The sequence below is a fragment of the Bradyrhizobium sp. LTSP849 genome (genome assembly GCF_000938255.1).
Classification (GTDB): Bacteria; Pseudomonadota; Alphaproteobacteria; order Rhizobiales; family Xanthobacteraceae; genus Bradyrhizobium.
The window spans coordinates 58733-75219 of sequence record NZ_JYMR01000020.1 but is presented as its reverse complement, the minus strand read 5'-3'; the positions used below and the strand labels follow the sequence as shown (position 1 = coordinate 75219).

Here is a 16487-nt window from a genome sequence, read left to right as displayed (position 1 = left end):
AACTTGCCGTTGCCATTTGAACCAATGGGCAGGGCGCAGGAACCAATTAAAGTATCGCCTGTTAAGGCGAAGAGCCCACGCGGGGATGCGGGGGGCGGAGCATGCCAATGCCCATCTTTCGCTATTTCACGTTCGTCGGTGGAGCGCTGCTCGCACTGTTGTTCGCCGCCAATTTCGTTTGGCCGGCGTCGCCGGCTGCGCAGGCGGTCGCGACCGCAGGCTATGACCAGCCACTGATCCGGATCCGGTCCGACCGCCATCTACCTGATCGTGTCGTGCTTGACACCAGCCAGCCGACGATCGCCGCGCCCGTGGTGAAGACGGCTGCCGTCGTGGTGCCCCAGCCGTCGGTGCAGGCGGACGTGCTGGCCGAGATGTCGGCGAAGGCACGGGTGCGCGAGACCTTCGCCCAGTTCACGCCGGCCGGGCCGAAGGCCGATGCGGCCAAGAAGGCCGACGCCAAGCCGGAAGCCGAGGCCCAAATGTCACAGGTCCAGGTGCCACAGGTCCACGCTCCGGCTCAGCCTAAGCGCAAGGTCGCCAGGACCCATCCGGCGCCGCAGCGCGGCCAGCCGATGATGCTGGTGGCCCAGCAGCCGCATTTCGGTCTGTTCAATACGACCTGGTAAGAACGCTCTGACCCACCCAATAGGGGTGGGTGGGGCTTTTTATTGTCCCACCTCTCTGCTAATTCGAGCCCATCCTAACGTCGCCGGTTTTCTGGTTTTGCCAGCAACAATCCGGTGCGTCTCGGGAGTGACCCAATACCCGGGTCAGGGCGCTCGTAGCTCAGCTGGATAGAGCATCGGATTTCGATTCCGAGGGTCGGAGGTTCGAATCCTTCCGAGCGCGCCATTTGTCAGGCATGGGACCAGTGCCGCCACGGGGCTTGGCCGATCGCAGCCTGGGGGTTTCTATCTACTTGCCCTGGATCTTCAGCCCGTTGGGACCGACGTTGATCTGGAGGCCGTCGGGCTGCTTTTTCGCTTGGTAGAGATTGTAGCCAAGCAGGCCGGCCGTAACGACCAAAGCGCCAATAATCAGAAATAATACATTGCGGCTTATGGTCATTCTCTTCCTTGAACCAGGTTCGTTGACGGCGAGAAAAACCCCGCGCGTTGGATGTGCGGGGTGCTTCAGAGCGGCAACGCGGTTCGAGGGAACTTGTTCCAGGGCCGCTTGACGCACACTTGCAAGGGCGGGCAACCGGTGTCGTGGCTTGTGATGTCAGCTTGCCCGAAGGATGCTCTGCCGGCCGCGTGCCAGCGTGTCGGAGGGGGCCTCGTGGAAGGTCGCGCGGTAGGCCGCCGCAAACTCGCCCAAATGATGAAAGCCCTGGGCGCGTGCGCAGGTGGCGACCGATGCACCACCGCTTCTGAGAAGCTGCGAGCGAGTGGCCCACAGCCGCTTCAGGCGGATGTATTGATGCAGGCTCATGCCGCGCACCTTGGTCACCGCGCTGCTGAGCGTCCGGATCGAGACGCCGCATTCATCGGCGAGATTGGCCGTATAGATCGGTGCGGTCGGATAGGCTGCGATGTAATCGTCGATCTGTTGCACGAGCCTTGCAGATCGCGCGCCTGCAAGCGGAGCGCCGTGATCCAGCAACGGGTCGTTATGAAACAGATCATCGAAGGCGAGCAGCAGGCCCTCCTGGAGATGTGCGGCGACCTCTCTCGTTTCAAACATATGCGGGTTTACGGACGCGGTCCTCAGGATATCAAGCACGAGCTGGCGGGCGTGGAGATGAGCGGCGCGGTCCGCGACGCGGGCCCACAATGCGTCGGCGCGATCGAACCAGCCGCGATCCCTGAGGGCAGGGGAGAAGATGATCAAGGCGTGATGATTGGTCTGGGGCTCGACAAAATGGCAATCATGATTGCCGCGTAAGGCCGCGAAAAAGCGCGAGTCGAGAAACATGCCGCTCGAGCTGGCCCGCAGATCGTTGGTCATCGGCAGGATCACCATGCCACCGGGCACGCGATAGGCGGTATCAAGGATGCGCGCAAACGACCTCGCCACGATGATGCGGCATGCCGGCAGGTTCACGACCGCGCGCGCCGCTGCGAAGTTGGTGACATCGAGCGGAATGCTCCGGGCATCTTCCAGCGACTCGGCCGGCCGAAACGCGTCGATATCGGCAAATCGGATCAGTTGGAGAGCGGAGGACGGCGCAAGAGAATCAAACATGCGTCTTGCCGGAAATTGAAATGTGACAATGAAATGAACGTCGGTACATCGCCATCAATGACGAAACATCGCGATTCAGTAAACCGGTTTCCGGGCCGTAGTATTGCGGACATCATGCCACGAGGCCCGTCAGATCGATGTCACCGTCAACGTTCTCGGTTGATCGGTTGGCCGGGCAAGGTCGATGAAATGGAGCCGCGTGCAGGCGGGACAGGCAAAGGGCTCAAAGCTTCGTCCCTCTTGTCTCTGCTGCTTCCTCAAGATGCGTTTGCACATTCATGCCCGTCTGGGGCATCGGAAGACAATCAAATCGGCCATCGGTGCAGAATGACGGCACGACGAATTTCATCTTTGACCTAGATCAGTTTTGGAATCGCGCTCCAGGACAACCGCAGATTCGCGAGTAGGAAATTCGCGATCCCGCAAAAGCGAAGGGGCCCCGAGGGCCCCTTCAGATATCACCAGCGGCGATAGCCGTAATAGCCATAGTAGCGCGGACGCGGGGCATAATAGCGCGGCGGCGCATAGTATCCCGGACCATAACCATAGGCGTAGTTCGGCTGCCACCAGCAGCGCCCCCACTGATTGCAGACCATGCGGACCTGCTCGACGTCGGAGACCAGCGGTGTCGCAGGTGCAGGCGCAATAGGCATGGCGGACGCCGCCGGCGATGCCGCGAGGGCACCGAACAGGGACGCGGCGACGAGGCCAATCTTCAACTTCATGATGTCTTCCTCTGCTTACGCGGTACTGCATATCGAAGGTGTTCTGATCAAATTGTGGCAGAACCGAAATGTAATGCTGATGAATAAATCTTCAGCCAGTCCGCCGCAGCCCTGATCCAGCGCCGCGAAGCTACCCGGGGTTCGAGCCTGCGGCCAATGCCGTGCGCGCGGCTTCGTCCCTGTCGTCGTGAGAGGCCCTTCGCGGAATTCGAAGAGCTCAAATCAAAGCTGTGCAATGGACGAAATGAGAATCGACAAGAGCGAATGTCGCGTCACGTGCGATGCACGCGACTCGCTCCAAGGCGAGGTCGGCAAAAACCGCGTCAACTGTCGGTCTACGAGATCGAGAAGCAGTTGTTGCTGTCCGGGGGCCGCCGGCTCAGGCGGCCCATCGGTAGAGGACGCGTCGGCGCCGCTCAGTAGCAGGGGTGCCGGCGACCGTCCTGGCCGACATAGGCGGCTGCGCTCCGGTAGCAGTGGTTGGTCGACGGGCCGTCATAATAGGCGAAGGTGCCGGCGGTGACCCCGGGGCCATAATTGTGCAGATAGCTGATCGGGTAGGGCAGCGGATTGGCGTAGTAGCGGTGGTACCGGTGATGCACCCGCGCCTCCGCGAGGCTGGGGGCTAGGATTGCAGCCGACAGGGCAGCAACCGCGGCAACAAGCTTCAACTTGCTCATCTCGATTCTCCGGAACCCGCACTTGAGGTCAGTTCCTTATAGCCATTTTGGGCGGGGTGGCACCCATCCTGCGGCCGGAAATCGGGGGCAATCCCGCAGATTCCCGGGCGGGTGTGACCGAAATGCCGAGGCACCGGCGCGACTTGCCCATTTTTGGCCTTTTCGGGATGCTTAACGAATTCCCCACACAAGTATGGCCAAAGAGAATTCGTCAAGATTCCTCCTGCCGGCCCCTGGGGTGCTCTTCGAGGCCGGTTCGTTCCTTGCAAAGGTTTTCGCCACACGCCGCCATGCGCATCACGCTCCTCAGCCTGCTGTTGTTCTTCGTCGCGGCCGCCACGCCAGCGCGAGCGGAGCTGCACATCACCCGCGACCACGGCGGCTATGTCGAGGAGTACAAGACGAAGTACAAGCGCGTCCGGGAAAAAGGCGAGCGCGTCATCATCGACGGCATCTGCAACTCCGCCTGCACCCTGGTGCTGGGCATCGTACCGATGAACAAGATCTGCGTGACGCCGCGTGCGAGCCTCGGCTTTCACCAGGCCTATTACGACAAGGCCTTCACCTTCGGCATGAAGATCACCAGTGCGGAAGGGACGTCCGATCTGATGTCCTATTATCCCGATACGGTGAAGGACTGGATTCGCCGCAATGGCGGGCTCACCACCGACATGAAGAAGATCAAGAACGGTGTCGAGCTCTGGAAGATCATCGATCCCTGTCCGGAAGAGTGGTGAGCGGTTGAGCTGAACCGCCGCTGACCGTCGCAGCGCAGCATTGCGCTGGTGGAAATTCGCATTGCCGCATAGGCCCCGGTGGGGCAATGAGAGCGGCGATGAACCATAATCAAGAAGCCCTGACCGCGCGTGCCGCGCCAATCCTGTTCGTGGTGCTCTGGAGCACCGGATTCATCGGCACCAAATACGTCATCAGCAACGCCGATCCCTTGACCTATCTCGCCATCCGCATGGCGATCGTGGTCGGCCTGATGGCGATCATCGCGGCTATTGCACGGCCGAAATGGCCAGATCGCATCGGCATCGCGCACAGCGCTGTCGCGGGCATTCTCGTCCATGGCTTCTATCTCGGCGGCACCGCGATTGCGATCGCGCACTCGATTCCGGCCGGTCTCTCCGCGCTGATTCCGGGCCTTCAGCCCATCCTGACCTCGACCATCGCCAATCGCTGGCTCGGCGAGAAGGTAACGCCGGTGCAATGGGCCGGCCTGCTGCTCGGCCTCGGCGGCGTGGTGATGATCCTGCACAACCGCCCGATGACCGGCGAGGCCGGGATTGGCTGGCTCGCCTCGGTGGTCTCGCTGATCAGCATTACGCTCGGCACGCTCTATCAACGGCGCTACTGCAACCACATCGACTGGCGCGCCGGCAATCTCGTGCAATATGTCGCCGTCACGATCTTCTTCGCGGCCGGCGCCTTCCTGTTCGAAGACCGTGTGGTGCACTGGACGCGGGAGTTCGTGCTGGGGCTGGCCTGGCTCGCTGTGGCGCTCTCGATCGGATCGATCGGGCTGCTGTACTGGCTGATCCGCCATGCCGCGGCGACGTCGGTCGCGAGCCTGTTCTATCTGGTGCCCGCGGTCACGGCGCTCATGGCCTACCTGCTGTTCGGAGAGAAGCTCGAGGCGCTGGCGATCGCCGGCATGGCGATGTGCGCTGCCGCGGTGTTCGTGGTCAACCGGCGCGTCTAGATCGATAGGCCGAACCAGCGGAATACATCCCTGACGTGCGTGGCGCGTTCGTGCTAGGCTCGCCGCATTTCAGTTTCCCTTTCGGCACGGTGATTTCCATGAAGAAGGCCAAGAAGAGAGCCAGGCGGGCATTGCTCGGCAGGTCCATGAAGCCGGTCCGGATTGCCTGCGTCAACTACGCCGGGGAGGAGATCGACGACCGGACGATGGGCAAGCTCACCGCGGCGCTCCAGAAATGCTACGACGAGCACTTCCTGCCGGTGTGGGGCTATCCGGTCGATCTCTACGTCACCCGCAAGCCGAAGCCCACCGACTGGCAGCTCGTCTATTTCGACGACGCCTCCCACAAGAACATGCTCGGACGCCACGAGCTGACGCATCGTGGCCAGCCGATCTCGAAGATCTTCGTCAAGGCGCTGGGTGGCGAGCCCGTCAGCTTGGCGGCCTCGCACGAGCTGTTCGAGATGGTGCTCGACCCCATGGCCAATCTCTGGGCCGACAAGAACCCGAATACGCAATATGCCTATGAGGTCTGCGACGCCGTGGAGGAGGACTCCTTTCGCGTCGGCGGCTTCGATATGTCGAACTTCGTCTATCCGTCCTGGTTCGAGCCGTTCAAGCATCCCCGCGGCACCAAATTTGACCACAAGGGAACGCTGAAGGCACCGTTCTCGATGACCGAGGGCGGCTACGTCATCAAGAAGGTCAACGGCCGGAAATTGATCAGGGCGTTTGGGTCACCCGAGAAGCGGCGGCGCTTCTCCAAGGAGGATCGGCGCGGCCATCGCAGCGAATTTCGCGATCCGCAAGGGGTCCATCATCCTGGTCGGCGTGCATCCAAACGGCGAGGGTAGGGTATGTTGGGGAGACATCTCCGGGCGCGCCCGCACCCGGAGACTTGCTCTCAAGCTGCGATCAGCGCTTGGCCTTTTTTGGCCTTCTTCTTGGTGGTCTTCTTCGCAGCTTTCTTTGCAGTTTTCTTTGAAGTCTTCTTGGCTGCCTTTTTCACGCTCTTCTTGGCTGCCTTCTTCGCCGACTTCTTTGCGGCCTTCTTCTTGGAAGCCTTCTTTGCCTTCTTCGGCGCTACTTTCTTCGCGACCTTCTTGGCGGCTTTCTTCACCTTCTTCACGGCGGTGACTGCGGCTTCCTTGGTCGCTTCCACGGCGGTGGTCATCGTCTCCATCACCTGTTCGGTGATCGGCTTGTCGTCGTCCATATCGTCCCCCAATGTTTGAATAGAGCGATGACGATAGCGGGTTTCGAATTTGTGTCAAAGCAGTGCTCAACCTTTGCGGATCTTTGCGTAGGCGGCTAACGCGCGCTCGCGCCCTTTGGCATGATCGACGATGGGCTGCGGATAGGTCTTGCCGAGGGTGATTCCGGTACTCGCCAGCTCGATCGGCGTCGCCTGCCAAGGCTGGTGAATGAGCTTCGCCGGCAGGTCTTTCAGCTCCGGCACCCAACGCCGGACATAGGATCCGTCGGGGTCGAATTTCTCGCCCTGGAGCAGCGGATTGAACACGCGGAAGTAGGGCGCTGCGTCGGCACCGCAGCCGGCGACCCATTGCCAGTTGGCGGGATTGCTGCCGGCATCCGCATCGACCAGCGTGTCCCAGAACCAGGCTTCGCCGTCGCGCCAGTCGATCAGGAGATGCTTGACCAGGAAGGAGGCGACGACCATCCGGACCCGGTTGTGCATCACCCCCGTGTGCCAGAGCTCGCGCAGGCCGGCATCGACGATCGGGTAACCGGTGTGACCGCGCTGCCAGGCGGCGAGCGCCTTCTTGTCCGGCTTCCAGGGGAAGTCATCGAAGCTGGCTTGCAGGTTTTCGGTGGCGAGGTTCGGGTGGTCGTGGAGGAGGTGGCGGCAGAATTCCCGCCAGCCGAGCTCGCTCAGGAATTTTTCAATGCCGGGGCCGAGTGCCGGATCCTCGGCCGCGGCGAAGCGCGCAGCGTACCACACCTGGCGCGGGCTGAGCTCGCCGAACCGCAGATGCGGCGACAGGTGAGAGGTACCCTCCCGGCCCGGGCGGTCGCGGTCGGCGACGTAGCTGCGAGCGATATGCTTGAGGAAGTCGCGGAGGTGCGCGCGGGCGGCGGCTTCACCCGGCGTCCAGCTCTCCCGCAGGCCACTCGCCCAGTCGGGCTTGGTCGGCTCGAGCTTCCATGCCTCAAGCGCATCACTGGCGACCTTCGGTCCGGGGCGCAGCTCCTTCGGAGCGGGCAGGGGTTTTGGCGGGTCGCCGAGCGCCAGAACGCGGCGCCAGAACGGCGTGAACACGCGCAAGCCGCGCCCCTCCTTGTTGCGGATCGCGGAGGGCGGGGCGAGGAGGTCGCCGGGGAAGGTTTGCGAGTCCACGCCGAGCTTTGCCAGTGCTGCTTCGAGCTGTTTCTCGACGGCCTGATGCGGAGCCTGAGCGACCGTATTCCAATAGACGGCGCCGGCGCCGCTTTCACCCGCCACGCTCGGTATCACCTTGGCCGCCGGTCCCTTGCGCAGGATCAGCGATCCGCCACGCGTTACGAGGTCGGCGCCAAGCGCCCGCAGCGACTGTGCCAGCCACCAGCGCGCCGCATCGCCCGGCCCACGCCCGGCCGCGTCATCCAGGACATAGAGGCAGATCACCGGCGCGCCGGTTTTGGCGGCGGCATGCAGAGCGGGATGGTCGGACAGGCGGAGGTCATCGCGGAACCAGACGATGATGGGCGGCGCGCTTGGCATGATTGCGGATGGCCTCGTTGAGCGGGTTATGAATATACGGGACCCATCGACAGAGTTTCATGCGTGCCACGATCGAGGCCCTGCATTCGGCTTGAAACCGCTCATCCTCTACGTCGTATTTGATGGGATCCTTACGACTGTCCGCATGAGCTGCGGGCAGGGAGGCCGCCAGTGAACCGCATCGTCGTCCTGTATGTCGCAACCCTGATCGTGCTGGTGGGACTGGATTTCCTGTTCCTCGGCCTGGTCGCCAAGGGCTTTTTCACCGCTGAGGTCGGCGACATGCTGGGCGAGCTCAAACCGGTGCCAGCCGCGCTGTTCTACCTGCTCTATGTCGTAGGCGTGCTGATCTTCGTCAGCGGCGCGCCCGGCGCGACATGGCAGTCGACGCTGGCTTACGGCGCGCTGTTCGGGCTGTTCTGCTATGCGACGTTCGATCTCACCGCGCTGGCGCTGCTCAAGCACTGGAGCTGGTCGGTCGCGTTCGTCGACGTCGGCTGGGGCGCGGTGGTGACCGCGGTCTCATCGACCGCGGGTCTGTTGCTGGCGGACCGGTTGACGGCGTAAGCCGTCACTTTGGGCCGTTATTTCGGCTGCGGCACGATCCGGATGTAGGGCTTCGGCTCTTTCCAGCCCTGCGGGTAGATCGTCTTGGCCTCGTCGTTGGAGACCGAGCCGGCGATGATGACATCCTCGCCCTGCGTCCAGTCGGCCGGGGTTGCGACGCGATGCTTGGCGGTGAGCTGAAGCGAGTCGATCACGCGCAGGATTTCCTGGAAGTTGCGGCCGGTAGTCATCGGATAGACCAGCACCAGCTTGATCTTCTTGTCCGGCCCGATGATGAAGACGTTGCGGACGGTCTGGTTGTCGGCAGGCGTCCGGGTGAGGGGATCGCCCGAGGTCGAGGCGGGCAGCATCTCGTAGAGCTTCGAGACGTTGAAATCGGTGTCGCCGATCAACGGATAGTTGGGGGCTGCGCCTTGCGTCTCCTTGATGTCCTCCGCCCACTTGGCGTGGCGGTCGATCGGATCGACCGACAGGCCGATCAGCTTGACGCCGCGCTTGTCGAATTCCGGCTTCAGCCGGGCCAGCGCGCCGAGCTCGGTCGTACAAACCGGCGTGAAGTCCTTCGGGTGCGAGAACAGCAGCGCCCAGCTGTTGCCGATCCAGTCGTGGAACTTGATCCTCCCTTCAGTGGTCTCGGCTTCGAAGTCGGGGGCGGTGGTGCCGATCGGAAGTGTCATGGTTCTACCTCATCGCATTGAATTTGCTTGGGAATTCGTTTTTGGCCGTCGCAGCCATTATAGGGGCTCGGCGACCCCAAGTGAACGTCAAGTGAACCGCTTCAAGTAAAATGTGAATTCCTTCCCTGAAGGGCCGATTTTCTAGCACCTTTCTGTTACAGCGGCGCCTGCGGCGAAACATCTCCACCGGGGCCACACGGTCTCGATTGCCCCGATAAAGCCGTTTATGACCCGCATCACGCTCGCCCGACGTTTGATGGAAACCAAAATGGTCCTGATAGCGACCAATTGGCAACCATCAAGAAAAGTCGCGATCCCCGTATCGAATCATTAACCACCCCTTTACGCCCGCATGAAAATGCTGGTCGATCAGAAGAAATCTGGAAGTGAACTATGTCTGCCGCACTGCCGAAGTCAGTTGAGTCGCCGTCCCTCGAACCTTCCTGCCGCGATACCGCGGCGCATGCACTCTCCATCGTGCGCGACGGCGTGATCACGGGCGAAGGCCCGACCACCAAGGGCCGGGTGCACTTTTCCCGCTCCATCGATGCCGATGACACCGCCTGGTGCGCCCGCATCCTGACAGCCACAGCCGTCAACGACCAGCCGATCAGCCGCGGCGAGGCCGAAGCGCTGTTCGAGATCAACGAAGCCGCAACCGAGCGCACCGATGGTGGCCGGTTCGACGACCTCCTGGCCAAGGCCGTGGCTCACTACGCTGCGAGCGCCTCCGGCCTGAAGGTGCCGCCGCGCAGCGTCGCGCTGGCGCAGGACACCGACATCGAGAGCTGGGCGCCGTCCTATGCCTCGAAGGTCAACAGCGAGATGCTGGAGTGGATTGCCGGCCAGATGCGCGGCAAGCGCCAGAACAACCGCCGCCTGATGGCGATGGTGGCGACCTTCCTGGGCGCCACCGCGCTGCCTCTGGCGGGCCAATTGCCGAACGTGTTCGACATTGGAATGTAAAAGATCTGGGAATGTAAGGTTTAGAATTCCCGCGCCCCTTGCGAGGCGCGAGAGAAAGCGGCGGGGTTATTTCCCCGCCGTTTTTTGTTTGCCGGCGTCCGGCTCCAGGCCAAGCGTGCGGCCGGGGAAGCCGGCGGTGTCGAAATAACGCTGGCTGCCGACGCGCTGGACGTTGAGCACGGTCTGAAGGCCGTTCTCGGACATCTTCGACTTCTCGACGGCCTTGTACGCCTTCGGCACGATGCCGTTGGGCAGCGCCTCCGACATCACCCGGCCGACCAGGCCGCCGTTCTGCGAGCCGCGCAGGCCGAGCAGCTGGGCGGCCGTCATGCCGACGTCGGCATTGCTGACCGGCAGCTCGTTGACGAAGCCGGCTTTGAAGTCCGGCCCGATCGCAGCCATGAAGTTGAAAGTGTCGCCGCGGCTGAAGCTGCCATGCATGCCCTGGCCCTGGCGCAGCACGGTGTCGGCGACCTGCACCGAGCAGTTGGTCGGCGCCTCGCCGCATTCGCTGGCATAGGAGCGGAAGTTGACGACGATTGCCGGTGTCGGCGTCGCCGCCTTGCCGCGCAGATTGATGCTCGACAGCGGCAGGGTGCCGGGGAAACGGCCGAGCGAGTCGTCGACGAACATGCCGGAGACGTAGTCCTGCTCGAGCAGCGCCTTGACGGTTTTCGCCGCCAGCTTCTTGTCCCTGTTCGGGAGATAGATCAGGTCCGAGCCGCCATTGGTGGCGATGACGAGGTCAGGCTTGGTCGGATCCTTGCCGAGCACGCCGTTGCCGGCCTTTGGGTGCGCGTTGCCAGTGACGGCGGCGTTCTTGTCGTTGGGGTCGAACAGGGGCAGGTCGAGCGCCTTGGCCAGATCGAGGGCGAGGAAGCCCATCGGCAAAAAGTCCTTCGGCGTGTCGTCATAGCTGACCTTGGCCGAGGGGCTGGTCTTGCTCTCCTTGGAGATGGTCGAGAAGCCGTGGTCGGCCTGGATCATGATGTTGGTGTTGGCGGCAAGCCCCAGCTCGTCCAGCGCCTTGCGGATCTGGGCGAGGTTGTTGTCGACATTCTTGATGCTCGCCATCGTGCTCGGACCGTTGATGCCCGGCATAATCTGGTTGAGGCTGTCGCCCTGGTTATGCTGGGTGCCGTCCGGGTCGCGCGACCAGAACACCAGCACGAACGGCTTGTTGCGCGCCTTGAACATCGGCAGCACCACCTTGGTGGCGACATCGGCGAAGTAGGCCTGCTGCACAATGTTGGCCGTGGTGGTGCCGGGCGTCTTGGCATCGCCCGCCTTGCCGTTGTCGCCACGGCTGGGGGTGGCCAGCGCCAGGCCCGCCTTGGTCAGCGCGTCCTTCATTTCGTCAGACAGCGCGACGCCAGCTTTGCCGCCGGTCGAGTCGTCGATCACGATCGAGTGCTGGCCCGGCTTCTCCGGATGATCGGTGTGGTCCCACTGGTAGGTGGGGCCGACCTTGCCGATCGCGGCCGTGCTCAGGCCCTTGTCGCGGGCCAGCTTCAGGACGGTCTCCTCGTTGAGGTAGTCGCCCTTGAAATGCTCGTCGATGTCACCGAGCACGGCGTCGTTCTCGATGAAGGGGACGACGGTGTCGCCGGCGGGGCCGGAGGTGTAGTTGGTCCAGATCGTGTTGGAGAACACGCCGGTGTCGCCGAGATAATGGCCGGTCGACATCGCCGAGCCATTGGCCATGGTGAAGGTCGGAAACAGCGAGTGCGAGTTCTTGAAGTTGACGCCCTTGTCGCGGACCTCGGCCATTGCCGGCGCCGTTTCGGGCGTGACCTTCAGCGCGCGCAGCCCGTCCGGGATGAACAGGATCAGGTTGCGGGGGGTGTTGTTCTGGGCGGTGGCAAGTCCGTTGGAAAGTCCGGTGGACAAGACTGTCAGTCCGGCGGACAGCAACACCAGTGAGCGGCGCATCAAATCTCTCCCTGCCTGCGATGAGGCGGCTTGGCGGCCGACCGCGGCCGCCGCCTTCGTTTAGTTTTCCTGTATGACGGTTTTGTTACAAGAGCGGCCGGCTGTGCAAGAGGTGCAGTGAGGGTGACCTTGTTGCCACGGTCTGCCTTGCGCCGACGGCGGAGCGATCCAGATCCGCAGGGGCGGTCCGAGCGGCTTCCTGGTTGAAATGTGTCGTCGAAACAAAATTTTTGAATTCTAATTGTCAAAAACTATTCAGCATTCGGGTCGTCGTCCCGGCGCGCAGCAAAGCGGCGGGTCGGCCGTCATTCCGGCGCGGTCTGCACTCGTGAATTTAGTACAAGCGCCTGCGCGGGCTTCGCCGTCGCCGGATAGCCTTTGGCATTGGCTAGGTCGCGGCGTAGCGATGGCGGCGCAGCCTGGAGCGCGAAGATGATCGCGATCTGGGTTCGGTTATGGAGACGGTATTTGCGCATGATGTTGCCGATATGCGCCCGCACCGTGTTCTCCGAGATCTTGAGCTCGAAGGCGATGTTCTTGTTCTGCAATCCGCGCGCGATGAGCATCATCAGCTCGCGCTCACGCGGCGTCGGTGTGATCAAATCTTTCGGATCCGGGCTCATGACTTGTTCCTCCCTGGCCTTTGGTTTGATGTTGTGGCCACCCCAGCATGTTCTCACTCCGTCTTGAGCGCCTCGATTGGACTGAGCTTGGACGCCTTGTGTGCAGGATAAAAACCAAAGATGAGGCCGGTCGCGATTGAAAAGGCGAGGGCCAGTGCAATTGCTTCGCCATCGATCGACGTGATCCACCCGGCCATGCGCGCGACCGTCATCGACAGCGTGACGCCGCCGAGGACGCCGATGGCGCCGCCGAGCAGGCAGAGCACGAGCGCTTCGCAGAGAAACTGGAGACGAATGTCCCGCATCCGCCCGCCGAGCGCCCGGCGGATGCCGATTTCCCGGGTACGCTCGGTCACCGACACCATCATGACGTTCATGATGCTGATGCCGCCGACGAGCAGCGAGACCGAGGCGATGGCGACGAGCAGAAGCGCCACGGTGCGGACCGCACCCTGCTGCGCCTCCATGGCGGCGGCCGGATCCTGGACCTTGAAGTCGTCTTCCTGGCCGGCAAGGACCCGGTGGCGCTGCCGCAGCAGGCTTTCGATTTCCGATCGCGCGCCCGCCATCTTACCGTCGGCGGCCACCTTGGCGATGATATAGGCGACTGAGTCACGGTTGATGTTGCTGGCACTGCCGAGGAAGCGGAGCTTGGCCGTGGTGAGGGGGACAAAGGCGACATCATCCTGTGCGGGACCCTTGCGATCGAGCACGCCGATCACTTCGAGCGGAACCTTCATGATCCTGATCTGCGCGCCAATGGGATCATCGCCTGGTGCGAACAGTTCGCTGGCGACCGTGCTTCCGAGGATCACGACTTTTCCGGCGGCGGCCTCTTCGGCGTTGGAAAAGTAGCGTCCGGACGCGAGCTGCCAGTCGCGCACCATGAAGTGCCCGGTCGTGGTGCCATTGATCGTTGTGTTCCAGTTCTTGCCCTCATGGATGACCTGCGCCGTTCCGGCGATGGAGCCGGCCGCGGCCTGGATTTCCGGAATCTGCTCGAGGATGGCCTGGACGTCGCTTTCGGTCATCGTCAGCTTGCTGCCGTCCTTGAGGCGTACGCCGCCCTGGTAGACTGCGCCCGGCGTGATCATCAGCACATTGGCGCCGATAGAGCGGATCTGCTCCTGGAGCCGCAACTGCGCGCCGGCGCCGATCGCGAAAACCGTCACGATCGATGCAACGCCGATCACGATGCCGAGCATGGTGAGGAAGCTGCGCAGCGGGTTGAGGCGCAAGGCGTGTAGAGCGATCTGAAAGCCCTGGAGCATCGTCATGACGCAACGCTCCGTTTCGGCAGCAACGGGATCTGCGTTTCGTCGCCGACGAGCTCGCCGTCATGCAGGCGGATGGTGCGCCGGCACTGGGTCGCGATGCCGGGATCGTGCGTGATCATCACGATGGTCTGGCCGGTCTGGTTGAGTGCCGCGAACAGCGCCAGGATCTCGGCGCCGGTGCGGCTGTCGAGTGCGCCGGTCGGCTCGTCCGCGAGCACGATCAGCGGGGAGGCGATCAGCGCGCGCGCGATCGCGACGCGCTGCTGCTCGCCGCCCGACAGCTGTCGCGGAAAGTGATGTGCCCGGTGCAGCATGCCGACAGCTTCCAGGCTCTGCTCGGCGCGCGCGAGGCGCTCCTTGTGGCCGACGCCGCCGTAGACCAGCGGCAGGGCGACGTTCTCGATCGCGTTATGGCGCGCGAGCAGATTGTAGGACTGGAACACGAAGCCGATGCTGCGGGCGCGCAAGGTCGACCTGCGGTCTTCGGAGAGGTCGGCGACATTGGCGCCCTCGAGATAGATCGCGCCCTCGCTCGGGAGGTCGAGCAACCCGATCATGTTCATCAGCGTGGACTTGCCGGAACCGGACGGTCCCATGACGGCGAGGATCTCGCCCTGATCGATGTCGAAGCTGACATTGCGCACCGCCGTGACCGCGATCCCGTCCGTGCGGTAGGTCCTGCCGACCGATCGGAGGCTGATGAGGGGCAGGGTGGCTGTCATGATCCGAACCTGATGCCGAGAAATTCCATGCCGGCCGGCCGGATCGCCTGTCCGATGGCGACCTGGCTGCCTTCGACGAGCTCTCCGCTCTTGAGCGCGACCTGTTCGGTGCCCGCCGCGCCGACGGTCACGGCGATACGCTGAAGCGCGCCACTGACGGTACGTACCCAGACGCCGCTGCGACCGGGGGCCGTGTCTGCCCGCGCGCCCGAGGGCTGGAAGCGCAGCGCGGCCAGCGGCACTTTCAGCACGTTGTCCTGCTGCTCGATCACGATCTTCACGAGCGCGGTCATTCCGGGGAGCAGCGCGCCGTCGAGGTTCGTGGTCGACAGCACGACGGTGTAGGTGACTACGTGCTGCTGGTTCTGCGGCGCCTTGCGCACCTGCCGCACCGCCGCCTCGAAGCGGCGGTCAGGATAGGCATCCACCGTAAAGTGAGCCCGCTGGCCGGCAGCGATGCGCCCGATATCCGCTTCGTCGACCTGTGCGTGGATTTCCATGTCCTCCAGACGGTGGGCGACCACGAAGGTGGTGCGGGATTCGAGGCCAACCGCCAGCGTCTGGCCTTCATTGACGAACCTGCCGACCACGACGCCGTCGATCGGCGAGCGGATCACCGTGCGGTCGAGATCGGCCTGGGCCGCCGCAAGGACGGCGGCCTTCTCCGGCACCGCCATTCGGGCCTGGTCCAGCTCGGCCTCGATCCGGCGGACGTCGGCCTGCGCGCCGTCGACGGCGTAGATATTCAGAGACATGAGGACCTCGGCCTCGCGCTCCTGGGCCACGCGTGCGGTGAACTCCGTCTGCGCGTCGTCGACCGTTGAGGTTGCCACGACATTTTGCGACTGGAGCGCCAGCTTGCGTTGCAAGGTCTTCTGCGCCGAGGCCTTGACCGCCTGGGCGCTGTCGAGCTTGGCGGCGAGCACGTCCCTACTGCCCTTGGCGTTTTGCAGATCGATCCTGGCGCGATCGAGCTTGGCTCGCTCGATGTCCACGAAGGAGTCGGCGACCGCCAGCGCCGCCTTGGCTTCGTCGACCTTGGCGGCGAAGCTGCGGGGATCGATCAAGGCAAGCGGCTGGTCCTTGCTGACGGTGTCGTTGAAGTCGACATAGACGCGGGCGAGCTGCCCGGACAGTTGCGAGCCGACCTCGATCGTCTTGACGGGTTGCAGGGCGCCCGTGACGGTGACAGTCTGCTCGATGCTGCCGCGCTGAATTGCAGCGTAGCGGAACAATGGCGCATCCGACCCGAAGGTCGGGGTTTCGCCGCCGGCGGGCTTGAGGAACTGCCTCGTCGACTCATAGGCACGGCTCGCGCCCTCCGCGGCGCTCCCGGCAGCGCCCGCGACGACGTCAGGTGCCGCGCCGTAGATTGTGGCGAGGCCGCATGCAGTTCCAAACAGCACAATGACTGGCACAAATCGCATATCAAAACCCGCCTTCTTGAAATGACTATGTTGGCGGAAATGCCGAATAACGCGCTATGGTTGTATTTCGTCCGGGGTAATGCCTGCTGTCTCGATGATATGTCGTCGTTGATGGGGTGACGGACGGGTGCGCTCCATGATCCAGAAGTAAGGTCGGCGGGGTGCGACTTTTCGTGATTTGCGCGGAACGCATACGAGGCGTATCGAAAAGATGCGCGCGGTATCGAACTCGACAAGCTGGCTGAACGTCCCGTCTGGTTTTGCCCACGTG

Annotated in this window: 18 protein-coding genes and 1 tRNA gene; 7 read left to right on the top strand and 12 right to left on the bottom strand. The window is 63.1% G+C overall.

All coding sequences use genetic code 11. The features are described 5' to 3' along the window. The first annotated feature begins 107 nt into the window (after positions 1-107). Together UB31_RS15855 and UB31_RS15850 are read left to right on the top strand one after the other, a co-directional pair. Entirely contained in the window at positions 108-629 is a 522-nt protein-coding gene (locus UB31_RS15855; RefSeq protein WP_045011512.1) for a hypothetical protein, read from the top strand. Positions 630-778: 149 nt separating this feature from the next. Next, positions 779-855: transfer RNA gene (locus UB31_RS15850), tRNA-Arg, on the top strand. A 63-nt stretch (positions 856-918) separates the two neighbouring features. On the opposite strand, the gene UB31_RS42180 is transcribed toward UB31_RS15850, so the two are convergent. The 4 genes from UB31_RS42180 to UB31_RS15835 all read right to left on the bottom strand — a co-directional run bounded on the left by UB31_RS42180 (position 919) and on the right by UB31_RS15835 (position 3595). Further along, entirely contained in the window at positions 919-1071 is a 153-nt protein-coding gene (locus tag UB31_RS42180; protein WP_197090819.1) for a hypothetical protein, read from the bottom strand. A 156-nt stretch (positions 1072-1227) separates the two neighbouring features. After that, complete coding sequence (locus UB31_RS15845) at positions 1228-2190, bottom strand: AraC family transcriptional regulator (protein WP_045011511.1); 963 nt, start codon at positions 2188-2190, stop codon at positions 1228-1230. A gap of 458 nt (positions 2191-2648) precedes the next feature. After that, on the bottom strand, positions 2649-2915 hold the full coding sequence (locus UB31_RS15840; RefSeq protein ID WP_045011510.1) for a hypothetical protein: 267 nt from the start codon (positions 2913-2915) through the stop codon (positions 2649-2651). Between the two features lie 416 nt (positions 2916-3331). Further along, positions 3332-3595, bottom strand: coding sequence for a hypothetical protein (locus UB31_RS15835; RefSeq protein ID WP_045011509.1), 264 nt, complete (start codon positions 3593-3595; stop codon positions 3332-3334). A gap of 290 nt (positions 3596-3885) precedes the next feature. Here UB31_RS15835 and UB31_RS15830 point away from each other — a divergent pair, with 290 nt between their 5' ends. The 3 genes from UB31_RS15830 (at position 3886) to UB31_RS15820 (ending at position 6157) form a co-directional block, all read left to right on the top strand. After that, entirely contained in the window at positions 3886-4332 is a 447-nt protein-coding gene (locus UB31_RS15830) for a hypothetical protein (protein ID WP_045008148.1), read from the top strand. 98 nt (positions 4333-4430) lie between these two features. After that, positions 4431-5303, top strand: a complete 873-nt coding sequence (locus UB31_RS15825) for a DMT family transporter (protein ID WP_045011508.1) — start codon at positions 4431-4433, stop codon at positions 5301-5303. Between the two features lie 98 nt (positions 5304-5401). After that, positions 5402-6157, top strand: coding sequence for a hypothetical protein (locus UB31_RS15820; protein WP_045011527.1), 756 nt, complete (start codon positions 5402-5404; stop codon positions 6155-6157). A gap of 50 nt (positions 6158-6207) precedes the next feature. Here the strand turns inward: UB31_RS15820 and UB31_RS15815 are convergent, their stop codons facing one another. Next, positions 6208-6519 (bottom strand): hypothetical protein, encoded by a 312-nt coding sequence (locus UB31_RS15815; protein ID WP_045011507.1) that lies wholly within the window; start codon positions 6517-6519, stop codon positions 6208-6210. 66 nt (positions 6520-6585) lie between these two features. Beyond that, positions 6586-8025 (bottom strand): cryptochrome/photolyase family protein, encoded by a 1440-nt coding sequence (locus UB31_RS15810; protein WP_082078530.1) that lies wholly within the window; start codon positions 8023-8025, stop codon positions 6586-6588. A gap of 171 nt (positions 8026-8196) precedes the next feature. Here UB31_RS15810 and UB31_RS15805 point away from each other — a divergent pair, with 171 nt between their 5' ends. Beyond that, complete coding sequence (locus UB31_RS15805) at positions 8197-8592, top strand: DUF2177 family protein (protein ID WP_045011506.1); 396 nt, start codon at positions 8197-8199, stop codon at positions 8590-8592. A gap of 17 nt (positions 8593-8609) precedes the next feature. Here the strand turns inward: UB31_RS15805 and UB31_RS15800 are convergent, their stop codons facing one another. Next, on the bottom strand, positions 8610-9269 hold the full coding sequence (locus UB31_RS15800) for a peroxiredoxin (protein WP_045011505.1): 660 nt from the start codon (positions 9267-9269) through the stop codon (positions 8610-8612). A gap of 393 nt (positions 9270-9662) precedes the next feature. On the opposite strand from UB31_RS15800, the gene UB31_RS15795 reads away from it, so the two are divergent. Beyond that, the gene (locus UB31_RS15795) at positions 9663-10235 is read left to right on the top strand and encodes a hypothetical protein (RefSeq protein WP_045011504.1); all 573 of its coding nucleotides are present in this window, start codon (positions 9663-9665) and stop codon (positions 10233-10235) included. A 66-nt stretch (positions 10236-10301) separates the two neighbouring features. On the opposite strand, the gene UB31_RS15790 is transcribed toward UB31_RS15795, so the two are convergent. The 5 genes from UB31_RS15790 to UB31_RS15770 form a co-directional block, all read right to left on the bottom strand. Further along, positions 10302-12167, bottom strand: coding sequence for an alkaline phosphatase family protein (locus UB31_RS15790; RefSeq protein ID WP_045011503.1), 1866 nt, complete (start codon positions 12165-12167; stop codon positions 10302-10304). Between the two features lie 305 nt (positions 12168-12472). Next, the gene (locus tag UB31_RS15785) at positions 12473-12790 is read right to left on the bottom strand and encodes a response regulator transcription factor (protein WP_045011502.1); all 318 of its coding nucleotides are present in this window, start codon (positions 12788-12790) and stop codon (positions 12473-12475) included. Positions 12791-12843: 53 nt separating this feature from the next. Continuing rightward, on the bottom strand, positions 12844-14067 hold the full coding sequence (locus UB31_RS15780) for an ABC transporter permease (protein WP_045011501.1): 1224 nt from the start codon (positions 14065-14067) through the stop codon (positions 12844-12846). Beyond that, the gene (locus tag UB31_RS15775; protein WP_045011500.1) at positions 14064-14789 is read right to left on the bottom strand and encodes an ABC transporter ATP-binding protein; all 726 of its coding nucleotides are present in this window, start codon (positions 14787-14789) and stop codon (positions 14064-14066) included. Before UB31_RS15775 ends, UB31_RS15780 begins: the two co-directional genes overlap by 4 nt. Beyond that, positions 14786-16216, bottom strand: coding sequence for an efflux RND transporter periplasmic adaptor subunit (locus UB31_RS15770; RefSeq protein ID WP_045011499.1), 1431 nt, complete (start codon positions 16214-16216; stop codon positions 14786-14788). The genes UB31_RS15775 and UB31_RS15770 overlap by 4 nt, the downstream gene beginning before the upstream one ends. Positions 16217-16487: the final 271 nt, after the last annotated feature.

Coding starts and splice junctions, on each gene's coding strand:
- UB31_RS15855 (WP_045011512.1), top strand. CDS start 108: ATGCCCATCTTTCGCTATTTCACGTTCGTCGGTGGAGCGCTGCTCGCA.
- UB31_RS42180 (WP_197090819.1), bottom strand. CDS start 1,071: ATGACCATAAGCCGCAATGTATTATTTCTGATTATTGGCGCTTTGGTC.
- UB31_RS15845 (WP_045011511.1), bottom strand. CDS start 2,190: ATGTTTGATTCTCTTGCGCCGTCCTCCGCTCTCCAACTGATCCGATTT.
- UB31_RS15840 (WP_045011510.1), bottom strand. CDS start 2,915: ATGAAGTTGAAGATTGGCCTCGTCGCCGCGTCCCTGTTCGGTGCCCTC.
- UB31_RS15835 (WP_045011509.1), bottom strand. CDS start 3,595: ATGAGCAAGTTGAAGCTTGTTGCCGCGGTTGCTGCCCTGTCGGCTGCA.
- UB31_RS15830 (WP_045008148.1), top strand. CDS start 3,886: ATGCGCATCACGCTCCTCAGCCTGCTGTTGTTCTTCGTCGCGGCCGCC.
- UB31_RS15825 (WP_045011508.1), top strand. CDS start 4,431: ATGAACCATAATCAAGAAGCCCTGACCGCGCGTGCCGCGCCAATCCTG.
- UB31_RS15820 (WP_045011527.1), top strand. CDS start 5,402: ATGAAGAAGGCCAAGAAGAGAGCCAGGCGGGCATTGCTCGGCAGGTCC.
- UB31_RS15815 (WP_045011507.1), bottom strand. CDS start 6,519: ATGGACGACGACAAGCCGATCACCGAACAGGTGATGGAGACGATGACC.
- UB31_RS15810 (WP_082078530.1), bottom strand. CDS start 8,025: ATGCCAAGCGCGCCGCCCATCATCGTCTGGTTCCGCGATGACCTCCGC.
- UB31_RS15800 (WP_045011505.1), bottom strand. CDS start 9,269: ATGACACTTCCGATCGGCACCACCGCCCCCGACTTCGAAGCCGAGACC.
- UB31_RS15795 (WP_045011504.1), top strand. CDS start 9,663: ATGTCTGCCGCACTGCCGAAGTCAGTTGAGTCGCCGTCCCTCGAACCT.
- UB31_RS15790 (WP_045011503.1), bottom strand. CDS start 12,167: ATGCGCCGCTCACTGGTGTTGCTGTCCGCCGGACTGACAGTCTTGTCC.
- UB31_RS15785 (WP_045011502.1), bottom strand. CDS start 12,790: ATGAGCCCGGATCCGAAAGATTTGATCACACCGACGCCGCGTGAGCGC.
- UB31_RS15780 (WP_045011501.1), bottom strand. CDS start 14,067: ATGACGATGCTCCAGGGCTTTCAGATCGCTCTACACGCCTTGCGCCTC.
- UB31_RS15775 (WP_045011500.1), bottom strand. CDS start 14,789: ATGACAGCCACCCTGCCCCTCATCAGCCTCCGATCGGTCGGCAGGACC.
- UB31_RS15770 (WP_045011499.1), bottom strand. CDS start 16,216: ATGCGATTTGTGCCAGTCATTGTGCTGTTTGGAACTGCATGCGGCCTC.